Source organism: Mycobacterium sp. P2_H7, from assembly GCF_056403275.1.
This window is the reverse complement of sequence record NZ_JBFUFU010000004.1, coordinates 45,055-64,400: the sequence shown is the minus strand read 5'-3', so window position 1 is coordinate 64,400 and position 19,346 is coordinate 45,055. Positions and strand designations below refer to the sequence as shown.

At 65.9% G+C, this 19,346-nt stretch carries 25 protein-coding genes; 17 read left to right on the top strand and 8 right to left on the bottom strand.

What is annotated here, in order from left to right; all coding sequences use genetic code 11:
- The first annotated feature begins 237 nt into the window (after positions 1 to 237).
- Positions 238 to 624 (top strand): STAS domain-containing protein, encoded by a 387-nt coding sequence (locus AC1DY7_RS04670; RefSeq protein ID WP_477492493.1) that lies wholly within the window; start codon positions 238 to 240, stop codon positions 622 to 624.
- 34 nt (positions 625 to 658) lie between these two features.
- Entirely contained in the window at positions 659 to 1,096 is a 438-nt protein-coding gene (locus AC1DY7_RS04665; protein WP_477492702.1) for an ATP-binding protein, read from the top strand.
- Here AC1DY7_RS04665 and AC1DY7_RS04660 read toward each other — a convergent pair.
- Both AC1DY7_RS04660 and AC1DY7_RS04655 read right to left on the bottom strand, forming a co-directional pair.
- Positions 1,077 to 1,523, bottom strand: a complete 447-nt coding sequence (locus AC1DY7_RS04660; RefSeq protein ID WP_477492492.1) for a response regulator — start codon at positions 1,521 to 1,523, stop codon at positions 1,077 to 1,079. The two genes, AC1DY7_RS04665 and AC1DY7_RS04660, sit on opposite strands and share 20 nt — an antisense overlap.
- Positions 1,523 to 2,683 (bottom strand): PP2C family protein-serine/threonine phosphatase, encoded by a 1,161-nt coding sequence (locus AC1DY7_RS04655; protein ID WP_477492701.1) that lies wholly within the window; start codon positions 2,681 to 2,683, stop codon positions 1,523 to 1,525. The genes AC1DY7_RS04660 and AC1DY7_RS04655 overlap by 1 nt, the downstream gene beginning before the upstream one ends.
- 305 nt (positions 2,684 to 2,988) lie before the next feature.
- Here AC1DY7_RS04655 and AC1DY7_RS04650 point away from each other — a divergent pair, with 305 nt between their 5' ends.
- Positions 2,989 to 3,375 (top strand): STAS domain-containing protein, encoded by a 387-nt coding sequence (locus AC1DY7_RS04650; RefSeq protein WP_477492491.1) that lies wholly within the window; start codon positions 2,989 to 2,991, stop codon positions 3,373 to 3,375.
- A gap of 33 nt (positions 3,376 to 3,408) precedes the next feature.
- The gene (locus AC1DY7_RS04645; RefSeq protein WP_477492490.1) at positions 3,409 to 3,876 is read left to right on the top strand and encodes an ATP-binding protein; all 468 of its coding nucleotides are present in this window, start codon (positions 3,409 to 3,411) and stop codon (positions 3,874 to 3,876) included.
- A gap of 50 nt (positions 3,877 to 3,926) precedes the next feature.
- Here AC1DY7_RS04645 and AC1DY7_RS04640 read toward each other — a convergent pair whose 3' ends face one another.
- Positions 3,927 to 4,373 carry an SRPBCC family protein gene (locus AC1DY7_RS04640; protein WP_477492489.1) on the bottom strand — a complete coding sequence of 149 codons (447 nt, stop codon included), beginning with the start codon at positions 4,371 to 4,373 and terminating at the stop codon, positions 3,927 to 3,929.
- 74 nt (positions 4,374 to 4,447) lie between these two features.
- On the opposite strand from AC1DY7_RS04640, the gene AC1DY7_RS04635 reads away from it, so the two are divergent.
- A complete protein-coding gene (locus tag AC1DY7_RS04635) occupies positions 4,448 to 5,629 on the top strand; it encodes a zinc-dependent alcohol dehydrogenase (RefSeq protein ID WP_477492488.1) in 1,182 nt (393 codons plus the stop codon).
- 2 nt (positions 5,630 to 5,631) lie between these two features.
- Here AC1DY7_RS04635 and AC1DY7_RS04630 read toward each other — a convergent pair whose 3' ends face one another.
- Positions 5,632 to 6,318: a phosphodiesterase gene (locus tag AC1DY7_RS04630; protein WP_477492487.1), complete on the bottom strand. Its 687-nt coding sequence runs from the start codon at positions 6,316 to 6,318 to the stop codon at positions 5,632 to 5,634.
- A gap of 115 nt (positions 6,319 to 6,433) precedes the next feature.
- Here AC1DY7_RS04630 and AC1DY7_RS04625 point away from each other — a divergent pair, with 115 nt between their 5' ends.
- The 4 genes from AC1DY7_RS04625 to AC1DY7_RS04610 all read left to right on the top strand — a co-directional run bounded on the left by AC1DY7_RS04625 (position 6,434) and on the right by AC1DY7_RS04610 (position 11,416).
- Entirely contained in the window at positions 6,434 to 7,135 is a 702-nt protein-coding gene (locus AC1DY7_RS04625; protein ID WP_477492486.1) for a HemK2/MTQ2 family protein methyltransferase, read from the top strand.
- 120 nt (positions 7,136 to 7,255) lie between these two features.
- Positions 7,256 to 9,406 carry a catalase gene (locus AC1DY7_RS04620; RefSeq protein WP_477492485.1) on the top strand — a complete coding sequence of 717 codons (2,151 nt, stop codon included), beginning with the start codon at positions 7,256 to 7,258 and terminating at the stop codon, positions 9,404 to 9,406.
- 123 nt (positions 9,407 to 9,529) lie between these two features.
- Positions 9,530 to 11,080, top strand: coding sequence for an FMN-binding glutamate synthase family protein (locus tag AC1DY7_RS04615; protein WP_477492484.1), 1,551 nt, complete (start codon positions 9,530 to 9,532; stop codon positions 11,078 to 11,080).
- Between the two features lie 72 nt (positions 11,081 to 11,152).
- Positions 11,153 to 11,416, top strand: a complete 264-nt coding sequence (locus tag AC1DY7_RS04610) for a hypothetical protein (RefSeq protein ID WP_477492483.1) — start codon at positions 11,153 to 11,155, stop codon at positions 11,414 to 11,416.
- 42 nt (positions 11,417 to 11,458) lie between these two features.
- Here AC1DY7_RS04610 and AC1DY7_RS04605 read toward each other — a convergent pair whose 3' ends face one another.
- On the bottom strand, positions 11,459 to 11,974 hold the full coding sequence (locus AC1DY7_RS04605; protein WP_477492482.1) for a hypothetical protein: 516 nt from the start codon (positions 11,972 to 11,974) through the stop codon (positions 11,459 to 11,461).
- A gap of 89 nt (positions 11,975 to 12,063) precedes the next feature.
- Positions 12,064 to 12,624: an RNA polymerase sigma factor gene (locus AC1DY7_RS04600; RefSeq protein ID WP_477492700.1), complete on the bottom strand. Its 561-nt coding sequence runs from the start codon at positions 12,622 to 12,624 to the stop codon at positions 12,064 to 12,066.
- Between the two features lie 203 nt (positions 12,625 to 12,827).
- Between AC1DY7_RS04600 and AC1DY7_RS04595 the strand changes: the two genes are divergently transcribed.
- The 6 genes from AC1DY7_RS04595 to AC1DY7_RS04570 all read left to right on the top strand — a co-directional run bounded on the left by AC1DY7_RS04595 (position 12,828) and on the right by AC1DY7_RS04570 (position 15,368).
- Entirely contained in the window at positions 12,828 to 13,295 is a 468-nt protein-coding gene (locus AC1DY7_RS04595; protein WP_477492481.1) for an Asp23/Gls24 family envelope stress response protein, read from the top strand.
- Between the two features lie 5 nt (positions 13,296 to 13,300).
- Positions 13,301 to 13,597 (top strand): hypothetical protein, encoded by a 297-nt coding sequence (locus AC1DY7_RS04590; RefSeq protein ID WP_477492480.1) that lies wholly within the window; start codon positions 13,301 to 13,303, stop codon positions 13,595 to 13,597.
- Positions 13,597 to 13,779 carry a DUF2273 domain-containing protein gene (locus AC1DY7_RS04585; RefSeq protein WP_477492479.1) on the top strand — a complete coding sequence of 61 codons (183 nt, stop codon included), beginning with the start codon at positions 13,597 to 13,599 and terminating at the stop codon, positions 13,777 to 13,779. The genes AC1DY7_RS04590 and AC1DY7_RS04585 overlap by 1 nt, the downstream gene beginning before the upstream one ends.
- Positions 13,757 to 14,500 (top strand): hypothetical protein, encoded by a 744-nt coding sequence (locus tag AC1DY7_RS04580; protein WP_477492478.1) that lies wholly within the window; start codon positions 13,757 to 13,759, stop codon positions 14,498 to 14,500. The genes AC1DY7_RS04585 and AC1DY7_RS04580 overlap by 23 nt, the downstream gene beginning before the upstream one ends.
- Positions 14,500 to 15,054, top strand: a complete 555-nt coding sequence (locus AC1DY7_RS04575; protein ID WP_477492477.1) for a hypothetical protein — start codon at positions 14,500 to 14,502, stop codon at positions 15,052 to 15,054. The genes AC1DY7_RS04580 and AC1DY7_RS04575 overlap by 1 nt, the downstream gene beginning before the upstream one ends.
- Before the next feature lie 101 nt (positions 15,055 to 15,155).
- On the top strand, positions 15,156 to 15,368 hold the full coding sequence (locus AC1DY7_RS04570) for a CsbD family protein (protein WP_477492476.1): 213 nt from the start codon (positions 15,156 to 15,158) through the stop codon (positions 15,366 to 15,368).
- Between the two features lie 925 nt (positions 15,369 to 16,293).
- Here the strand turns inward: AC1DY7_RS04570 and AC1DY7_RS04565 are convergent.
- The gene (locus AC1DY7_RS04565; RefSeq protein WP_477492475.1) at positions 16,294 to 16,494 is read right to left on the bottom strand and encodes a hypothetical protein; all 201 of its coding nucleotides are present in this window, start codon (positions 16,492 to 16,494) and stop codon (positions 16,294 to 16,296) included.
- 212 nt (positions 16,495 to 16,706) lie between these two features.
- On the opposite strand from AC1DY7_RS04565, the gene AC1DY7_RS04560 reads away from it, so the two are divergent.
- Entirely contained in the window at positions 16,707 to 17,150 is a 444-nt protein-coding gene (locus AC1DY7_RS04560) for a response regulator (protein WP_477492474.1), read from the top strand.
- 107 nt (positions 17,151 to 17,257) lie between these two features.
- Entirely contained in the window at positions 17,258 to 17,863 is a 606-nt protein-coding gene (locus AC1DY7_RS04555; RefSeq protein ID WP_477492473.1) for a DUF1345 domain-containing protein, read from the top strand.
- Between the two features lie 114 nt (positions 17,864 to 17,977).
- Here AC1DY7_RS04555 and AC1DY7_RS04550 read toward each other — a convergent pair whose 3' ends face one another.
- Positions 17,978 to 19,345, bottom strand: a complete 1,368-nt coding sequence (locus AC1DY7_RS04550) for a CYTH and CHAD domain-containing protein (RefSeq protein WP_477492472.1) — start codon at positions 19,343 to 19,345, stop codon at positions 17,978 to 17,980.
- Position 19,346: the final 1 nt, after the last annotated feature.

Here is a 19,346-nt window from a genome sequence, read left to right as displayed (position 1 = left end):
ACCACATGCTACGTGAATCCAGCAAATAAATACAGACAAATTGACCAGGAAAGAACTAGACCTCCACGCGCAGGCCCCGGGCTCGAGCACCGTGCGGACCGCTTTTGCTGAGCGACTACCGCAACCAAACCGCTACCCGAGCCCCCGCTGGTGGCCGATGAGGCAGGATGCGGCATCAGCACCGATAGACTGCGTGCAGTGTCTTTGAGGCAGTACAACCTTTCGGAAAGAGCAACGATGAGCAGTCAGCACCATTCGGCCACCAATGAGTCGGAGGCCGTTTCCCGCTGCGCCGTCACCGAGGAGCGTGTCGGTGACGTCAGCGTGATCGCGGTATCGGGAACCGTCGACATGCTCACGGTGCCCCAGCTCGAAGGGGCCATCGACGCGGTCGTGGCCAAACAGCCGTCTGCACTCGTCGTGGATCTGTCCGCGGTGGACTTCCTGGCTTCTGCCGGGATGGGTCTACTCGCGGCCACCCACAACACCCTCTCGCCCGGTTCGCGATTCGCGGTGGTCGCTGACGGCCCTGCCACCAGCCGGCCCCTGAAGCTCGTGGGCATCGCCGACATCATCGACCTGCACGCCACCCGGGACGAGGCACTTGCCGCAGTGACGAAATGACCGACCGACCGCCCGGCGTGCAGGGCCGGTGCCGATGACCGACGCCGGGTTCGGCGCCAGCTTCTCCCGGCTCGGCGTCGCCGCGACGCCCGAGCAGGCGGCGCTACTGCGCGCCGACCTCTCGCTCTGGTTGGGGCGATGTTTCACGCTCGACGCGACCGGCACCAACGACGTGTTGCTCGCCGTCAACGAGGCACTGGCCAACGCCGCCGAGTTCGCCTACCTCGGCATCCCCTACGCCGGCGTCATGCATCTGCGCGCCGCCTACCTTCCGCCGGCCACCCTCGCGGTGACCGTATCGGATGAAGGGCGTTGGCACGCTCGTGATCCCGCGGTGGCGCGCGACATCTCCCGCGGTCGCGGTCTCACCCTGATGCGTGCACTGACCGACCGCGCCGAGGTGGACGCCACACCGGCGGGCACCGAGGTGCGTCTGCAGTGGGACCACATCGTCAGAAGTGCGGAAGCTTGACCACCTGAACGAAGAACTCGTCGATCTGCCGGACCGCACTCAGGAACTGGTCCAGGTCAACGGGTTTGGTCACGTAGGCGTTCGCGTGCAACTTGTAACTGCGCAGGATGTCTTCCTCGGCTGACGATGTCGTGAGCACCACCACCGGGATGGCGCACAGGTCAGGGTCGGCCTTGATCTTCTCCAGCACCTGCCGTCCGTTGTACTTCGGCAGGTTGAGGTCCAGCAGGATCAGATCCGGTCTCGGGGCGCCGGTATACCTGCCCCGCCGGTACAGGAAGTCCAGACCTTCCTCGCCGTCGTGTGCCACGTGCAGCGTGTTGTTTATCTTGTTGTGCTCGAAGGCTTCTCGGGTGATCAGCTCATCCCCCGGGTCATCCTCGACCAGCAGGATGTCGATGGCGCTGCTGTTGGGCAACGACGTCATCAGCAATCTCCTTCCGGTGTGACAGATCGCTGTACCCGGATAACCGCGATGTCATCGGTCAAACCACCCTGCGGCTGTGCCCGCGCAGCGACCTGAGAGATCACCGCGTCGACGAATTCGGGTCCGGGATAGTCGGCGACCGTGCGGGCAAGGGAGAGCAATCCCTCTTCGCCCAGACGTTGCGCACCGCGGCCGGCGTGCCCTTCGAACAAGCCGTCGGTGAGCAGGACCAGCCCGTAGCCCTGGTCGAGTACGAATCGGTTGACCGGCCACTCCCGAGCACCCAGACCCAGCGCCGGCCCGGCGGGCGGCTCCAGCCATTCGACGGCGCCGCCGCCGTGCAGCAACAGACCGGGGTGGCCCGCCCGGACCACGTCGAAGCCACCGTTCACGGGATCCAGGGCCACGCTGCACAGTGTGGCGAACGTCCCCCGCCCGGGTCGCTCGGTCGTCAGCAGCCGGTCCAACTGGCGCATGCGGTCATTGCCCCGCAGCCCGGCGAACGTCAGGGAACGCCACCCGATACGCAGCGCCACTCCCAGCGCCGCTTCGTCGGGGCCGTGACCCGAAACGTCACCGATCATCACGTGCACCGTGCCGTCGGGCGTCTGCACCACGTCGTAGAAGTCCCCGCCGAGCAGCGCATCACGGCGCGTGGGAAGCGACCTGGTCACCAGGTCGACCCCGGGCTTGTCGAACAACAACGGCGAGGGCAACAGACCACGTTCCAGCCGCGCATTCTCCAGAGCCCGCAATTGGCTGGCACGCAAATCCACCGAGGTCAGCTCGGCGCGCTTGCGCTCGATGGCATACAACACCGCGCGGCGCAGCATCTCCGGATCGACCAGGCCCTTGACCAGGTAATCCTGCGCTCCCGACGCGACCGCTGACACCCCGAAATGCTCATCGCTGAGACCGGTGAGCACGATGATCGGAATGCCCGGGTCCAGCCTGCCGACGCGATGCAGCGCGTCGATGCCGTCGGCATCCGGGAGGTTCAGGTCCAGCAGCACGCAGTCCGGCCGGTGCGCAAGCAGCGACAGCTCGGCGTCGGCAATGGTCCGCGACCAGATGCAGTCGATATCGGCGGCAGTGTCGGCGATCAGTTCCTCGACGAGCAGCGCATCCGCGCGGTCGTCCTCTACCAGAAGCACGGTCATTTTCCGGGCGGGCAGGCCGATCCCCGCCTCGGCACGGTGAGGCTCGCGCGGCGAGTTCACGGGACGGCCATCGCGTTCACGTCCTTCGGCTGCGAGGGTCACCCTGGTCGTGCTGACCGGCTAGTTCAGTGACAATACGACGATACTCAGTCGCGACCGTTTCTTCCTGGAAGTCGGGACGAGCTCGTGTCCCGGGATGTGCGCGCAATGTGCAGTCCGTAAAGCGAATGACGACCCACCCTGTGGCCGCACCGATGGCTACGATGTATCGGCCCTTGCCCACTGCATCGTCATCGGAGGAACTCATGACTGCCCAACCGGAACCCGCGGCCTGCTCCGCTGCACCGGGATCAGGTTGCACCGTCGAGTCTCACCAGATCGGCACGGTCACCGTCCTGGCGGTCGCCGGAACGGTGGACACCCTGACCGCGCCGTCCCTGCAGGCCGCGGTCACCACCGCCGCGGAGGCGTCACCGGCGGCACTCATCATCGACCTGTCCGCGGTAGATTTCCTGGCCTCCGTCGGCATGGGCCTTCTCGTCACCGCCCACGCCGAGCTGACCCCGGCGATCCGGTTCGCGGTGGTGGCCGACGGGCCGGCCACCAGCCGGCCCCTCAAACTTGTCGGTGTCGCCGACGTCGTGCAGTTGTTTGCCACGCGTGAAGAAGCCCTCACCGCCGTCACGGCTTAAAACTCGCCCTACCGGGGTACTGCCCTAGCTGTTATGGCATACCAAGCTCAGTCCGGCGCAGTCTTTTCCAGGCCCGGCATCGTCGCGTCCCTCGTGAATGCCGCGCAGATCCGCGACGAGCTGTCGGGGTGGCTGAGCGCCCACCTGTCGTTGGATGCGGTGAAAAGCAGTGATGTGCTGCTCGCGGTCAACGAGGCTCTGGCCAATGCGTCCGAGTTCGCGTACTGCCACGCCCCGCACCCCGGGGTCATGCACACGCACGCCGAGTACGACCCGCAACTGGCCTCGCTCACCGTCACCGTGGCCGACGAAGGCGCGTGGCGCCTCAAGGACGCCACCGCCCAGGACGTGGCGCGCGGCCGAGGCGTCGCGCTGATGCACGCACTCACCGACCGGGCCGTCATCGACGCCACCCCCGCCGGGACCCGCGTACGCCTGCAGTGGGACCACATCCGGGCCCACCAGAGCCGAGACACCCCCTCCCGGTCGATGAGCCGCTGAATCTCACTCGCGTTCAGGCAGGGAATGCTGTGCCATCAAGGTCGGCGGCCTCACAGATCAACCGGATCCGCTCGCTCGGCAATCCGGGCCAGCCGCCACAAGCACTCACGGTTGCGTGGGGCGACGGCGAGCAACTGCACCTTGTCCGGGATCCACCTCCACGGACTGTCGACCGCCACCTCACTCATGGTGACCCGGCAGCCACCGGCGGGAAGGTCCTGAAGTGTCAACGTGATCCGGGCCTGAGCCGCGGGGCGCACCTTCGCCAACAACACCAATTCGTCGCCGTGGGTGCTGTCTTCGACGACCGTCTCGTCGTCGAGCACGGCGGGCCAGGTACCGATGGAATGCAGGATGCGTGTACCCGGCGCCGGCCAGTCGGGGCTCACCCCACGAATCCGGCTGTTACCGACGACCCATCCGGCATAGCTCCAGCCGTCGGCAAGAACGTCCCACACGCGCGCCCGCTGGGCGGTGATATCGCGGGTCACTGTCATGAGAACGGAAGTACCCCTGGCGATTGGCTCCAAACGCCGCGTTTCGCGCCCCGCCCACGGGGTAGCTCTTTGACGTGAAAGCAGTCACCTGGCAAGGCAAACGCGATGTCCGTGTCGAGACCGTCCCCGATCCCGAAATCCAGCAACCCACCGATGCGATCATCGAGATCACCTCGACCAACATCTGCGGGTCCGACCTGCATTTGTACGAAGTGCTCGGGGCATTCATGAATCCCGGCGACATTCTGGGCCACGAGCCGATGGGGATCGTGGCCGAGGTGGGCAGCGCGGTGACCAACCTGGCCGTCGGCGACCGCGTCGTCATACCTTTCCAGATCTCGTGCGGGCACTGCTTCATGTGCGACCGCCAGCTCTACACCCAGTGCGAGACAACGCAAGTGCGCGACCAGGGCATGGGCGCGGCATTGTTCGGCTATTCGGAGCTATACGGCCAGGTGCCGGGCGGACAGGCCGAGCTGCTGCGCGTGCCCCAAGCTCAATTCACCCATATCAAGGTGCCCGACGGTCCCCCCGATTCGCGCTTCGTCTACCTCTCCGATGTGCTGCCCACCGCATGGCAGGCGGTCGCGTATGCGAACATTCCCGACGGCGGCAGCGTCACCGTCCTGGGATTGGGGCCCATCGGAGACATGGCAGCCCGCATCGCCGCGCACCTCGGTTACCAGGTCATCGCCGTGGATCTGGTGCCGGAACGCTTGGCGCGGGCCAATTCTCGTGGATTGCAGACCGTCGACCTCAACGGCATCGACGGTTCGCTCGGGGACGTCATCCGCGATATGACCGGAGGCCGCGGCACCGACTCGGTGATCGACGCGGTCGGGATGGAAGCGCATGGATCGCCGATCGCCAGGTTCGCCCAGCAGTTGACCGGCGTGCTACCCGACGCGCTGGCCAAACCGATGATTCAGAAGGCCGGCGTCGACCGACTCGCTGCGCTCTACGACGCCATCGACGTGGTACGCCGCGGCGGGACGATCTCGTTGATCGGGGTGTACGGCGGTATGGCTGACCCGCTTCCGATGCTGACCCTGTTCGACAAGCAGGTTCAACTGCGGATGGGGCAGGCGAACGTCAAGAAGTGGGTCGACGACATCATGCCGCTGCTCACCGACGCCGACCCCCTCGGGGTGGACGGTTTCGCGACCCACACGATGCCATTGGCCGAGGCACCCCACGCCTACGACATCTTCCAGAAGAAGCACGACGGTGCCGTGAAGATCGTGCTGCAACCCTGATTTCAGGCCGGCTGGTCGGGGGCGTCACGGCCCCGCCGGCTCCGCATGTAGGCGCGTTCCCGCAGCTCCGTCAACCACTGCGGACCCAACTGGATGCCGGCACGGGTATTGCGGGTGGGGTCGAAGGACACGTCGTGGTTTTCGTCGGTGGGAATTCGGGTGACCAGGGTGAGCTTGGCCAACGGCTCGAAAGGTGCTGCGCCCTTGGCTTGTTCGATGTCGAACACGATGGCGCCGACACCGAGCGCCTGGTCGACGGCCGCCACGGACAACACGCCGGGCACGGCAGAACTCAGATGCGCCTTCAGCCACCACGACTCACCGTTCCAGCGCAGCGGCATCAGGGTGGACAGCGTAGTGTCCGTCCACGATGTCGTCGGCAGCAGGGTGAAACGGGCCACCGGTCCCGCTCCTGTCGAGGCCATCAGCACGTCCCACGGGCGGGTATCCGGCGGTGCGGGCGGCATCCGCCATGCCAGGCCGATCAGGTCGGGCAACCCTGCCGGTGTTCCGACCGCCTTCGACACCCGGGCGATCACGTCGGTCGACTCGATGGGTAGGCCCCGGGTTGGTGGCGCGGTGCGCTCGATGTGCCCGTCGGCAAGGACCCCCACGGGATGAAATATCCGGCGCTGACGGACCGCCGACCCGATCTGCAGCGGCAACGCGATGATGTCTGAAGCTTTCACGCGCAGGGAATACCCCCTACCTTACTGACGAACCGTGAGGTTTGGCGTGGCCGGGGCGAGGGAACAAATACCCGCCGCCCGCGTCAGCGGTACGGCGAGCGCCTGGGAGGCTACCTTGACGATCATCACCGACGGCTCCACGTCACCTACCGCCACGGCGCTGGCGAAGGCAGATGTTTATCTGCCGCAAGAGGATTCACATCTGCTGGTCGACACCATGCTGTGGCACCGGCCCCCGCGGGGCCTGCGGGTCGCCGACCTCTGCACCGGTTCCGGCGTCGTCGCGCTGGCGGCCGCCGCTGCCGGCGCCCATACCGTGCATGCGTTCGACCTGTCGGCCGCCGCCGTCGCGTGGGCGCAGACCCGTGCCGCGGCAGCCGGAGCGGCGATCGACATTTTCCACGCGTCGTGGACGCACGCCCTCTCGAGAGGTCCCTACGACCTCGTGGTGTGCAATCCGCCCTACGTACCGCGCCCGCATGACAACGCCGATCGATCGGCGTTACCCGTGCCCGAGTTGGCCGTGAACGCCGGGTACGACGGGCGTCAGATTCTCGATCCCCTCTGCGCCACCGCCCCATCGTTGTTGACCGTCGGCGGGACGCTTTTGGTGGTTCAGTCGGAATTCGCCGACGTCAACGCCACCCTCAACCTCCTGACCGAAAAGGGATTGTCCGCCGATGTCGTCGCAGAAAAGCACATTCCGTTCGGGCCGGTGCTCGCCACGAGGGCCAGGTGGTTGGAAGACACCGGTCGGCTGGCCGTCGGTAGGCGCATCGAGAAACTCGCCGTGATCGCCGCCACGAGACGCACCTGACGTTTCGATCGATCATTGCTGGGTACTACGACACCGGCACGCACGCTCTTCAGACCGCAGGAGCAGTTCCACAGCCCCCATGGCGAGCGTTCGCCGACGCACATTCTGGATTGGACCGATATGGCCTCCTCGCGCAAAGCACCCGTCCCCCGTGTATCTCGTTCCCGCCCAAAGAATGACGCCGAATCACCCGTGTCCGATACTGCGCGGACCGATCAGCCCCAGACGTCGGATCTGACCACCGCGCAGGGCGTGCGGCTACCTGACACCGATCATTCGTTGAAGGCGGGCGCCCGCGGTCCCAGCCTCCTGGAGGATTTCCATCTGCGGGAGAAGATCACCCACTTCGACCATGAGCGCATCCCCGAGCGCGTCGTGCACGCCCGAGGCGCGGCTGCGCACGGTGTCTTCGAGTCCTACGGCACCGCAGGGGCCTACACCCGGGCCGCCTTCCTCGGACGCAAAGGCACCAAGACGGACGTCTTTTGCCGCTTCTCCACCGTGCTCGGATCCCGGGGTTCGGCCGACACCGTCCGTGACACCCGCGGCTTCGCGGTCAAGTTCTACACCTCCGAAGGCAACTTCGATCTCGTCGGCAACAACATCCCGGTGTTCTTCATCCAGGACGGCATCAAGTTCCCCGACGTCATCCATGCCGGCAAACCTCATCCCGATCTGGAGATCCCGCAGGCGCAATCGGCTCATGACACGTTCTGGGACTTCGTTTCTCTGCACACCGAAGCCACTCATCACGTGCTGTGGAACATGAGCGATCGCGGCATCCCGCGGTCCTTCCGCACCATGGAGGGCTTCGGCGTCCACACCTTCCGATTGACCAACCGCAAGGGTGCCACCAGCCTGGTGAAGTTCCACTGGAAGCCGGTCGCCGGCGTGCATTCCCTGGTGTGGGAGGAAGCTCAGATCGCCGCCGGTTGCGATCCCGACTTCCATCGCCGTGACATGGCGGAATCCATTGCGGCCGGTGCCTTTTTCGAATATGAACTCGGGATCCAGGTGATCGCCGACGACGGCACCGACACCTATGAGGGCATCGATCTGCTCGATCCCACCAAAATGGTTCCCGAGGAACTCGTGCCGGTGCAGCTGATCGGCAAGCTCACCCTCAATCGCAATCCCACGAACTACTTCGCCGAAACCGAACAGGTCGCCTTTCACACCGGCAACTTCGTGCCCGGCATCGAACCGACGAACGATCCGCTCATGCAGGCCCGTCTGTTCTCCTACCTCGACACACAGCTGACCCGCCTCGGTGGTCCCAACTTCACCCAGTTGCCCATCAATCGGCCGCATTGCCCGGTCAACGACATGCTGCGCGACGGGATGCATCAGACCGAGATCCACCGCGGACTGGCCCCGTATCGCCCCAACAGCATCGACGGTGGCCGGCCCGACGTCGTCAGCGGCGCCGACGGCGGCTACGTGCCCAGCCCGCGGCACGTGGAGGGCCCGGTGCAGCGCGCCGCACCGTTGTCATTCGCGGACCATTTCACTCAGTCCGCCGCGTTCTATCGCAGCCTGACCGCAACCGAACAGGCGCACATCGTCGAGGCATTCACATTCGAACTGGGCAAGTGCTTCCATCAGCCGGTCAAGGAACGGCAGCTCGGTGTGCTCGCACAGGTCGACGCCGATCTGTGCGAGCGGGTGGCCGCCGGGCTCGGCTTACCCGCGCCCACGGGAAACCCGCCCACCGACGTGACGTTGTCCCCGGCCCTGTCCCAGATCTACCGCGAGCCCGGCCCCATCACCGGACGCAAGGTCGGCATCATCGCCGACGCCGGATCCGATCTGGCCGGCGTGGCGAAGTTGATTGCCGCACTTGATGGAGTGGGAGTCGTCGGGTTGGTGACAGCCCCGGTCGGCGGGCAGCTCAAGTCCGGGCGCCGCACCGTGGTGGTCGAGCGCACCCTGCTGACCACCCGCTCGATCGAGTTCGACGCCGTGGTGGTGGCCGCAGGTACGGCGCGAACCGGCGATCTCAAGTTGAAGACCTTGTTGCAGGAAGCTTTTCGGCACTTCAAGGCGATCGCGGCTTGGGGCGACGGAGCGGAGGTTCTGCACGACGCCGGTATCGGTGCCGACGCTGCCGGTGTCGTCGTGGCGGACGGAGTCGACAAGGCGTTCGTTGCGCAGCTGCAGACCGCGCTGGGCCTGCACCGCGCCTGGGACCGGGATGTCGAACTGCCGGCCGACCCCGCCACGAAGGCGCAGAGGCCCAAGAAGCGTGCCCCTGCCCGCGCTTCTCGCTGAGCCTCATGACAATCCGGTGGCGGATATCGGGCGGGTCCGTTAACGGCAGCTGACAGCTTGGCGTCCAGGAACAGGACACGCGTCCTTGCTCGTGCTCGCCGCTTATCGTTTCCGGCTGTGCCGATGAACTGGAAGAGCCTGCTGCCCGTTGCACCGATCGCGGGAATTGCGGCGCTCGCCGCGTACGACCTCACCCAGAAGCCTCATGCGTTGCTGCGCAACTTTCCGGTGATCGGTCACCTTCGCTACCTTCTCGAAGAGATGGGTCCCGAACTACGCCAGTACATCGTGACGAGCAATGACGAGGAGCGACCGTTCAGCCGCAACCAGCGGCGCTGGATCTACGCGTCGTCGAAGCTGCAGAACAACTACTACGGCTTCGGCACCGACAACAACGTCGAATACACGCCGGGCTACCCCATCATCAAGCACCGCACGTTCGCCGTCGTCTCGGACGGGTCGGTGCGCACGTCGAGCGCCATCCCGTCGGCCAAGATCCTCGGTGGGCCACGCGGACGCGCCAAGGCATTCCGGCCCCAATCGGTGGTCAACATCTCGGCGATGAGCTTCGGGTCCATGTCGGCGAAGGCAATCGAGGCGATCAACAAGGGTGCGGCCCTTGCGGGTTCGATGCACAACACCGGAGAGGGTGGCCTGTCACCGCATCATCGCAATGGCGGTGACCTCATCCTCCAGATCGGCACGGCGTACTTCGGTTGCCGTGATGAGCACAGTCGCTTCGATATCGACAGACTCAAGCGCGTGGTGGAGTCCGCGCCGGTCAAGGCGATCGAGATCAAGCTCAGTCAGGGCGCCAAGCCCGGTCTCGGCGGCATGCTCCCCGGGGCGAAGGTGACCGCCGAGATCGCCGAGATCCGCGGCATCCCCGAGGGTGTGGACTGCCGAAGCCCGTCGCGACACACCGAATTCCACGACGTCGACAGCATGCTCGACTGGGTCGAGTTCATAGCGGCCGAAACCGGATTGCCGGTCGGCATCAAGTCGGCGGTCGGCAACATGGATTTCTGGGACGAGCTGGTGGCGCAGATGGCCTCCGGTGAGCGCGGCGTCGACTTCGTCACCGTCGACGGTGGCGAGGGCGGCACCGGCGCGGCTCCCCTGATCTTCAGTGAATCGGTCGCCTACCCGTTCCGCATCGGCTTCGCCGAGGTGTACAAGCGGTTCGCGGCGGCCGGCATCAGCGACCGGGTGACGTTCATCGGGTCGGGCAAGCTCGGTCTGCCCGACAACGCCGTCGTCGCCTTCGCGCTCGGCGCCGACATGGTCAACGTGGGCCGCGAGATCATGCTCTCGATCGGCTGCATCCAGTCACAGAAATGCCACACCGACTCCTGCCCCACCGGAATTGCCACCCAAAATGCCTGGCTTTCAAGGGGTCTCGACCCGACATTGAAGTCCGAGCGGGCGGCGAACTACATCAAGACGCTGCGGCGTGATCTGCAGAAGGTGTCCGAGGCCTGCGGCGTGGAGCATCCCGGGTTGATCGCCACCGATGACTTGGACATCCTCGAAGGTGTCGGATCCAAGACCCCGCTGCGTGAGGTGTACGGATACGAGGCGGGGTGGGGCCTGCCGTCGGTGGCCGACCAGGCAGCGGTGATCGCCATGATGGCCACCGTCGGATCGGCACAGCACCTGTCGGCGATGCAGTAGGGTGTCACGCAGGAGGCAACTGGGAACGCGCACGATGCCTGCGCGTAACCAGCAGGCCGTACTGTCGCCGCTATGCACACCAGTTCTGTCGAGTCGGCCCTAATCGCTTTTCGGGAGCTGCTCAGTGCTGCGATCTCACGAGGTCGCCGCCCTCACCGCACCGGTGACCTCGGTCCGGCGACGTGGATGGCGATAGATGTCGTCGCGCGCGAACACCCCGACGCCGAACCCGAGCACATCGTGGCCGCGCACGACGCGTTCGCGATCGAGCATCCGCACTGCATCGAGGGTTCAGCGTTCGAGGTTGTCGCCGCGAACGGGCCGGCTGCGGTGTAATTCGTCTATGCATCCCGTGACAACCGACGACATCTGTTGAAATCAGCCGTTCCCTGATTCGACGAGGTCGTCCCAACTGATGTCTATCTGTGCCGAGTTGGTCCCGACGGCCTCGTGTAAAAGGAGTGCGGCGTAGTCCCGCAGTGTGTCGCCGTCTTGGAGATAGGTCTGACGGCGTTGGCCGACGCCGACACCGATCAGGTGAATGTGCACTGCCGCCAACTCTCGCGCCTCGACGCGTAACTCGACGTCGGCAACGGCCGCGGCCACCGCAGCGGCGGCATCGGCGAGCGACCACGTCAGCAGTTTGGCAAGGGCGATATGGCTGACGGTGACATCGGGACTGGAGGTGCGGATCGGTATGCCTTGGCGCGGAAACCCCGAAATCCGTTGCGCGATCGAGGCACGGATCTCGCTGAGACTCGAACCGGTCCGCTCCCAACGGGTGTCGGGGGCGGGGTCGGACTGGCTCAGGCCGGCGAACCGGCGGGTGGCGTCGGCGATCCACGCCGCCGCATGCGCGGTCGCTTCGTACTCGTTTTCGGCTGCCGTGCTCATCAGTTCTCCAAACTGGCCTCGCTCTCCAGTGTTACGCATTCGGCCGGGGCTGTACAACCGGGCGGGAACGGTCGCGCCGCACGACGGCGTCATGGCCGGAATCCTTCGAGGCGCTCTGCCAGGCGTTTTCGGGTGCGCTGCAGCAGGCCGCGCACCGAGCCCTCAGTGGTATGCAGCACGGTGGCGATCTCGGTCAGCGGCAAGTCGTAGATTTCGCGCAGCCACCACGCAGCGCGGGCCGAGTACGGGAGCTTCGCGAGCTCCTGGTGCAGCGCTGACATGAATGCGGCGTATTCGGCCTGCTGTCCTGGCCCGGGCCGGAAATCGATGGTCTCCGGTGCCGAATCGAGGTCGCTTTGCGGGTGCCGCCGACGGAGCGCGTCGATGGTCTTGCGGGAAGCCAGCGAGTACAGCCAGGTCCGGAACTGGGACCGAAAGGCGAATGTCGGCAACGCTTTCCAGGCGGCGATGAAGGTTTCCTGCACGATGTCGTCACAATCACCGGACTCCGGGTAGGTGTGCACGACGAAGCGCAGCAGTGCCGGCGCGTGGCGCGCCACCAGTGCATCGAACGCCGCGGCGTCGCCGCGCTGAGCACGACGGGCGAGCGTGTTGTCGGGCAGCGACCCAAGCAGCTCGTGGGCCTGCACGCAGCGTCCTCCTTGCACGTTGTTCACCGATCGACTGACTCGCTGTCGATTCGGAACAGAGGGCGTGCCGGATTGGTCCGGATGGCGGCGCATCACCAGAAATGTGTTCTGCGTCTCGTTTGCGTGCGGGGCACCGGTCGGCCCGCGACTAACGACTGTGCCGGACAAAACGTCCGCGTCAGCCCACATCGAAGGAGTTACCGATGACCACAGCAGTTCAGGCCCGTGAAGTTGGCTCTGTCGCCCAGCCCGGTTCCGAGCTGGCCGAACTGACCGGCCAGCACGGCGCCACCACCATCGCCGACATCGTCGTGTCGAAGATCGCCGGCATCGCCACCCGCGAGGTAGACGGGGTCTACGACCTCGGGGGGCAGGCCGCCCGGGTGGTCGGCAAATTGCGGGAAACCCTGCCTGGCGCGCGTGACCTCACGCAAGGTGTCAGCGTCGAGGTGGGCGAGCGTCAGGCGGCCGTCGATATCGGCATCGTCGCCGAATACGGCGTGGCCATTCACGATCTCGCCGAAGGCATTCGGGGCAACGTCATCGCTGCGGTCGAGAACATGACGGGGCTTGAAGTGACCGAGGTCAACATCACCGTCCACGACGTGCACTTCGCCGACGAAGACGACCGCGGCGACGGTGCCGGCGACACCCAGCCTCGCGTTCAGTGACCGATGTGAGCGCTGCCGATCGGGTCGATCGCGTCGTCGCGGCGGTCACCGCCGTCGACGGCGTGATCGGTCTGCATTCCGGCCCGGGCGTGGCTGCAACGCACCTACCCGGCCGCACCGTGGCCGGGGTCCGACTCGGCAACGAAGGCGCGGTCGTGCATGTCGTGCTGGCGCTGCACAAACCACTGCTCGCCACCGCAGAACAGGTCCGGGCGGCAGCGAGCGCTGCTGCAGGCATTCCCGTCGACGTCGTGATCGGCGACGTAGGCGATCAGATCCCGACTCTTGAAGGAAGGCAATGATGAACAACGGTTATCTGTTGCCAGGCCTGTTCGCAGGCCTGCTGTTGGCGCTGGCCGGAGTGTGCGGAGGACTCGTCGGGTTTGTCCTGGCGCTGGTGCTCGGCGCCGCGGGCGCGGCCGTCGGTGCGCACCTGGACGGCACCATCGACCTGACCGCGCTTGGCCGACGGCCAAGGAACTGACGTGACAACGGATGCGGCCACCGCGGAATCGACTGCTCGCGGGCAGACGGTCATCGATGCACGGGTGCGGCAACGCCTGGTCGAGCGTGCCGTCCTGTCGGTGACGGGCGTGGTGGCCCGACGGACGCTGGTCCCTGGCCGCACCCTGCCAACCATCACTGTTGGGGGACAGAGTGATTCACCGGATATCGACGTGGATATCGCCGCCTCGTGGCCGGTGGACAGCGACACGCTGATCGATGCTGTGCGCCGCGCGGTCATTGGGGAGCTGGCGACGGCCGTCGGCGAGCATCCTGCGTCCGTGAACGTGCGGATTGCCCGCCTGGAAGCCACGCGCAGTACCGCGCAGGTATCCGACGCCTATGCCACCGTCCAGGACGCCCCCGCGGTCGCCGACCATCACTCACGCTCTCTGGCGCCTCGCGGTTTCGCCGCATCCACGGCGACCGGCCTGCTCATCGCTTTCGCGCTGATTGCGGTCGGCGCCATCGCGATCCGGGATGCGGTGAGCAGCGGTTCAGACTGGATTTCACTTGCGCTGAACTGGGCTGCTCACCAGCAGTGGCAGTGGTGGTGTTGGCCGGCCGCAGCGCTGGGCGCGCTCGCCGGGCTGGTGTTACTGATAGTGGCGGTGAAACCTCGTCGCCGCTCCCATGTCGAGGTGAGCGATGACGTCTGGGTTACGCGTTCTGCCGCAAAGTCTTTCGTAGGAGAATCGTAATGACACCGACACTACGAGCAACCGACCGACTGCTCACCGCAGTGCTCGCGCTGCTGTTGCTCGGCGCCGGGATCTGGGCACTCGGATACGGCAGTGGTAACCGTATCGCCCGGGCGGCGGCCGCGCGGGTCGACGGCGCGGCGCTGGGTAGGGTCACTGCGCAGTCGTGGTGGCCGGCGGCGTCGGTGACCGCCGGCGTGATCGTGATTCTGCTCGGAGCGTGGCTGGTGCTTCTGCATCTGCGGTCCCGCGCCGTACATTCCCTGCCCCACGGTGGTGGGGTCATCGACGTGGCGCAACTGGCCGATGCAGCTGCACAAGATCTGGGCGGCCATCCCGCCGTGCAGTCCGCGAAGGCGACCACCCACACCCATCGAGGTCGCGCGGTCGTGCGGATCACCGTCGGGGTCACCCCCGACACGGGAAGCGAGACGATCCACCGGCTGGCGCGCCACTGCGGAGCTGAGGTCCGGCGTGCCGCCGGCCACGACGTTGCTTTTCAACTATTGGTCGAATCTGCTCGCCCCGAACGTGTGCGTCGAGCGGTGATCTGACACCAACCGTCCCGCCCGGTAGATGAATCGGCAGCGGGCTCCAAATAACCGGAGCGGTAAGCCTTTTCGATGGCTTGCCGCACGACGAAGGGAACACGAAAATGGGAATCGCAGACAGCGCCAAGAACAAGGCCGAGGATCTCAAAGGCCAAGCGAAGGAAGCAGTCGGTTCGGCCACCGGCAATTCGGACCTGCGGGCCGAAGGACAGGTCGACCAGGCCGTGGCGGCGGTCAAGGACACGATCGCCGGCGCCGCGGACAAGGTCAAAGACGGCGTGGAGGCCGTCAAGGACAAGCTGACCGGGAACTCCTGACCAACGTGCACCCGGGGGGTGCCGCGACATCCTGACGGCACCGCCCCGGGTTGCCCGGTCGGCAATCGGTTACCCACCCCCTGAACGGGGTAATGAATCAGCATCACATCAGGAGGCGCCAGCATGCTCACTCAGGACGACACTTCGGTTGACGACAGCTTCGTCGAGCGGGTATCCAAGCGGGGATTTCGCGCTGCCGCCGAGGCGGCCCGCGCGTGGGCATGGGCAAATCCCCTCGTGCCCTTGGCATTGGCGGCGGCAGCCATCGCGTCGCACTTCTTGCACCGACGGGGGCGCCCCTCGCGCGTGGGCGATGTCGTGGACAGCACGCTCAGTACGGCCGGCCCGTTGTTGGATCCGCCGCGGTCGAAGTCGGGGTGGCGGATACCGTCCCCGTTCGCATCGCTACGGCACCGCTTCATCGCTCGGATCACCCGCGGTGCGCGGGCCCGGCGGCACGAACCCCTCAGTCCGGCCATATCCCCTCGACCATGACCACGGGTATCGCGGTGGGGACGCAGGGCAGGGTCTTCGTCCGGCCTGTCAGTCTCCACATCCACCGCCCGTTGTCTGCCCGCAGGGTGACCATCTCGCCGTCGAAGCTGAGTCCGATGTCGGGATTCGTACGGGCGCCGGCAAGGACGTGGCTCGCAAACCACATGACCGGTGGGGCGTGTTCGACGCACAACTGAGCGCCGTCACGGCGGAAACGTAGTCGATCGCATGATCGCTGGGCGGTCCGGATCTCTGTCGCGTTGGTCATCGCCGTCCCTTCATGGGGTGTGACGCGTGTCGTGCGTACAGAGTTTGCCCATTACGCCCCGAGGTAAACATCGGAGTTTGCCACCACTTTGGCGATGGGCGTCTGCGGCCTCGGCCGACGGTGACCGAAATTCGGCTTTCGATCCCGTTGTTTTGCCACGTCCTAGCCGATATCGAGTTTCGCATCGTCATGCACTTCGGTACCTGCGATCAGATGACACGCCTCCCCGAAACCGGTACGTGAGTTTGCAAGGATCTCCGGATATTCTTTGCCAACCGGGGTAAGTAGCGGTGAAGGTCGACCGTCCTGCCACGAGGGCCTGACGAGACACCATTCATCGGCGCCGCCGACGATGCCGGGCATGGCGAATAGTGTTGCGGCACAGGACTTCACCTCCTCCTGAGCTGAATCGGTGGATCACCTGAACCGTCGTGTCGGCCGGTCGTCGTCACGCAGGAGCACGGCGTGGGCTACGGTGACACAGTCTCCGTCAAAAGAGCGGCGCAGGCATCTGCCTCCTGCGTATGGGCCAGCCCGCCCCGACGCAGCCCGACCTGACGTATGGAGCATCGCGGATGACACCTACCGGTAGACCCATCGACGTCCTGCTCATCGAGGACGATCCCGGGGACGAGCTCATCACTCGGGAAGCATTCGAGACCAACAAACTGGCCAACACTCTGAGCGTGGTCCGCGACGGCCAGGAGGGGTTGGACTACCTGTACCGGCGCGGTGCCTATGAGGGTGTGACCCGGCCCGATCTCATCCTGCTCGATTTGAACCTGCCCAAATACAACGGCCGCCAGATCCTCGAGATCATCAAGGCCGACCCCGACCTGGGCTCCATTCCGGTCGTCGTGCTGACGACTTCGGATGCGCAGGAAGACATCCGGCACAGTTACAAGCTGCACGCCAACGCCTACATCACCAAGCCGGTCGACTTCGACCGTTTCACCACCGCGGTACGCCGCATCGACGAGTTTTTCGTCCAAGTGGTGCGCCTTCCGCAACAGCCCTGACCTTCCCGGCGTCGGCGCGTCACGGCCTTGATGAGGACACGCGGTGGTCCACTGACCCGATGGGGATACTCGGGTCGTTAGGACGCAGCGGACCTGCAGCGGTACGGATGGTGACTGCCGTCCTGATCGGGGTCGGTGTCGGGTTCGCCGTCGGATGCGTCGACGTCCGGTATGCGCTCGTTGCGGGCTGGATCAGCACTGCCGCGGTGTATCTGGTGTGGACGTGGGCGGTGATCGGCGCGATGGACGCGACGGACACCGCGTCGCATGCGACCCGGGAAGACCCGACACGTCCCTTGTCAGACCTGACTCTTCTGCTCGCCAGCATCGCGAGCCTCGGCGGCGTCGCCTACCTCCTGATGGCCGGCGCGACCCACGGCGCCGACACCGAGATCGCTGCCGGTGTCGGGGTGGCGAGCGTGGCGGCCGCCTGGCTGGTGGTGCACACCGTCTTCACGCTGCGCTACGCGCTTCTGTACTACACGCCGCCGTCCGGTGGGGTGTCGTTCAACCAGGACGATCCACCGTCCTACGCCGACTTCGCCTACCTTGCATTCACCCTCGGCATGACCTATCAGGTGTCCGACACAGACCTGCAAACTCGCGCCATCCGCGGCACCGCCCTGCGCCATGCGCTGCTGTCGTTCCTGCTCGGCGCGATCATTCTGGCCAGCACCATCAACCTGGTAGCCGGACTCGGGTCATCGTCCTGAGCGGGCACTCTCAGATCGACTGGCCCAGCCCCAACATGTTGTTCTCCGAATCCCGGAAGAATGCGCTCCGCTCGCGCGTGCGTGCTCGCCGCGAGACTCATCGAGTTCGGCGTATCAGTTCAGCAAACTGCGCGCCTGCGCTCGGCACTGCGCCGCGATGGCGTCCTCCCGGCCGTACAGGATTCCGAACGTGAAGCCGTTCTCTGCCGGCGTGGTGCCTGCCGTCGCGCCCAATCGTCGCAAGACCTCCTTGGCCACCACCGTGTCCTGATGGTCGCCGAGCACCGACTGGACTTCTTTGTGCCCCTTGCGTCTACGTGCCGCCTGCCCGTCGATCGGCTCGACGAGTTCGGCGGCGTAGCGGGCCCGCTTCGCCGCCTTACGCGCACCATGCAGCAGCTCGGCGTCGTCGTGGTCGAGCGCACCCGCCAAACGTCGGCGAGCCTTGCGGCTGGCGCGCCGGGCGTCGTCGCGCAAGTCGCCGACGGAGACGTTCTTGACCACGGGTGGATCGATCCGCCACTGCCGCAACGTGTTCAGGATCTCGACGTAGCGCTCGCTGATCATGGCGTCGTCGACAAGCTTGCGCGCGGGCAACTCGATAGCCATCAGGTCGCTGCTGATGCGTGATCGCACCGGGCCCAGGACCAACTCCGGGGCGATGCGGTCCAGCGCAGCCGCGAATCGCTCCTGCTGCACCTGGGCGTCGCGGACCTCACCGAGGACGCCGGCGAACCATTTCAACTCGCCGTCGAACGTCGCGACGTCGACGGTGAGGCGCCTGTCGAAGACGCGCAGAACGCTGCGAATGCGGCGGATCGCGACGCGGGTGTCGTGGATCGGATCGAGGCCGCGCCGCAATTCGAGGTCACCGCGAATGATCTGGTCGATCTGCTCGTCGATGTAGGACAGCACAGTCGACGGTGCTTTCGACACTTTCCTGGGTGTCCCGCCGATCGCGTGCGCAAGTTTCGACGGGTAGTCCGAGGGACGCGCCCCGGACGACTTCAGCCGCTTACGCAGTCGCTTCGGCACAGTCGCGGTTCCCGGCGCCAACTCGACTTCAACTTCCCGCCATGCCAAGAGCGCTGCACCGTTGGAGGCACGCACGCCGTCGTCGGCCAGCTCGAAACGCAGGGCACCCGCACTGTCCACGCGGTGCCGGCGGCGATGAGTGCGGATCGTCGTGACACTGTGCAGCGGCTTACCCAGCGACACCCCCGCCAGCACGCGCACCAGTTCTGCCGGCATGGAATCTTCTGGGGGCCAGTGTAATTCGAGGCGTCCGTCGTCTGCCGGCACCTTCACCCGCCAACCGGTGTCATCCTCTCCGGTGCGGTTGCGGACCACGATGCCGAAAGCCTGCAGGTCGTGGTCGGCGGTGTCGTAGTACACGCTTTCCAGGTCGACGGCATCGATGGCGACGTGCGCGCCCGGAACCACATCGGTCAGGGGCGGAAGGACGAATCCGTCATCGACCATC

Excerpts from the sequence above, each read along its gene's own strand:
- AC1DY7_RS04555 (WP_477492473.1), top strand. The coding sequence starts at position 17,258 with ATGGTGACTGCCGTCCTGATCGGGGTCGGTGTCGGGTTCGCCGTCGGA.
- AC1DY7_RS04615 (WP_477492484.1), top strand. The coding sequence starts at position 9,530 with ATGAACTGGAAGAGCCTGCTGCCCGTTGCACCGATCGCGGGAATTGCG.
- AC1DY7_RS04575 (WP_477492477.1), top strand. The coding sequence starts at position 14,500 with ATGACACCGACACTACGAGCAACCGACCGACTGCTCACCGCAGTGCTC.
- AC1DY7_RS04665 (WP_477492702.1), top strand. The coding sequence starts at position 659 with ATGACCGACGCCGGGTTCGGCGCCAGCTTCTCCCGGCTCGGCGTCGCC.
- AC1DY7_RS04595 (WP_477492481.1), top strand. The coding sequence starts at position 12,828 with ATGACCACAGCAGTTCAGGCCCGTGAAGTTGGCTCTGTCGCCCAGCCC.
- AC1DY7_RS04605 (WP_477492482.1), bottom strand. The coding sequence starts at position 11,974 with ATGAGCACGGCAGCCGAAAACGAGTACGAAGCGACCGCGCATGCGGCG.
- AC1DY7_RS04640 (WP_477492489.1), bottom strand. The coding sequence starts at position 4,373 with ATGACAGTGACCCGCGATATCACCGCCCAGCGGGCGCGCGTGTGGGAC.
- AC1DY7_RS04560 (WP_477492474.1), top strand. The coding sequence starts at position 16,707 with ATGACACCTACCGGTAGACCCATCGACGTCCTGCTCATCGAGGACGAT.
- AC1DY7_RS04650 (WP_477492491.1), top strand. The coding sequence starts at position 2,989 with ATGACTGCCCAACCGGAACCCGCGGCCTGCTCCGCTGCACCGGGATCA.
- AC1DY7_RS04585 (WP_477492479.1), top strand. The coding sequence starts at position 13,597 with ATGAACAACGGTTATCTGTTGCCAGGCCTGTTCGCAGGCCTGCTGTTG.
- AC1DY7_RS04660 (WP_477492492.1), bottom strand. The coding sequence starts at position 1,523 with ATGACGTCGTTGCCCAACAGCAGCGCCATCGACATCCTGCTGGTCGAG.
- AC1DY7_RS04655 (WP_477492701.1), bottom strand. The coding sequence starts at position 2,683 with ATGACCGTGCTTCTGGTAGAGGACGACCGCGCGGATGCGCTGCTCGTC.
- AC1DY7_RS04620 (WP_477492485.1), top strand. The coding sequence starts at position 7,256 with ATGGCCTCCTCGCGCAAAGCACCCGTCCCCCGTGTATCTCGTTCCCGC.
- AC1DY7_RS04565 (WP_477492475.1), bottom strand. The coding sequence starts at position 16,494 with ATGCCCGGCATCGTCGGCGGCGCCGATGAATGGTGTCTCGTCAGGCCC.
- AC1DY7_RS04670 (WP_477492493.1), top strand. The coding sequence starts at position 238 with ATGAGCAGTCAGCACCATTCGGCCACCAATGAGTCGGAGGCCGTTTCC.
- AC1DY7_RS04570 (WP_477492476.1), top strand. The coding sequence starts at position 15,156 with ATGGGAATCGCAGACAGCGCCAAGAACAAGGCCGAGGATCTCAAAGGC.
- AC1DY7_RS04645 (WP_477492490.1), top strand. The coding sequence starts at position 3,409 with ATGGCATACCAAGCTCAGTCCGGCGCAGTCTTTTCCAGGCCCGGCATC.
- AC1DY7_RS04610 (WP_477492483.1), top strand. The coding sequence starts at position 11,153 with ATGCACACCAGTTCTGTCGAGTCGGCCCTAATCGCTTTTCGGGAGCTG.
- AC1DY7_RS04550 (WP_477492472.1), bottom strand. The coding sequence starts at position 19,345 with ATGGTCGATGACGGATTCGTCCTTCCGCCCCTGACCGATGTGGTTCCG.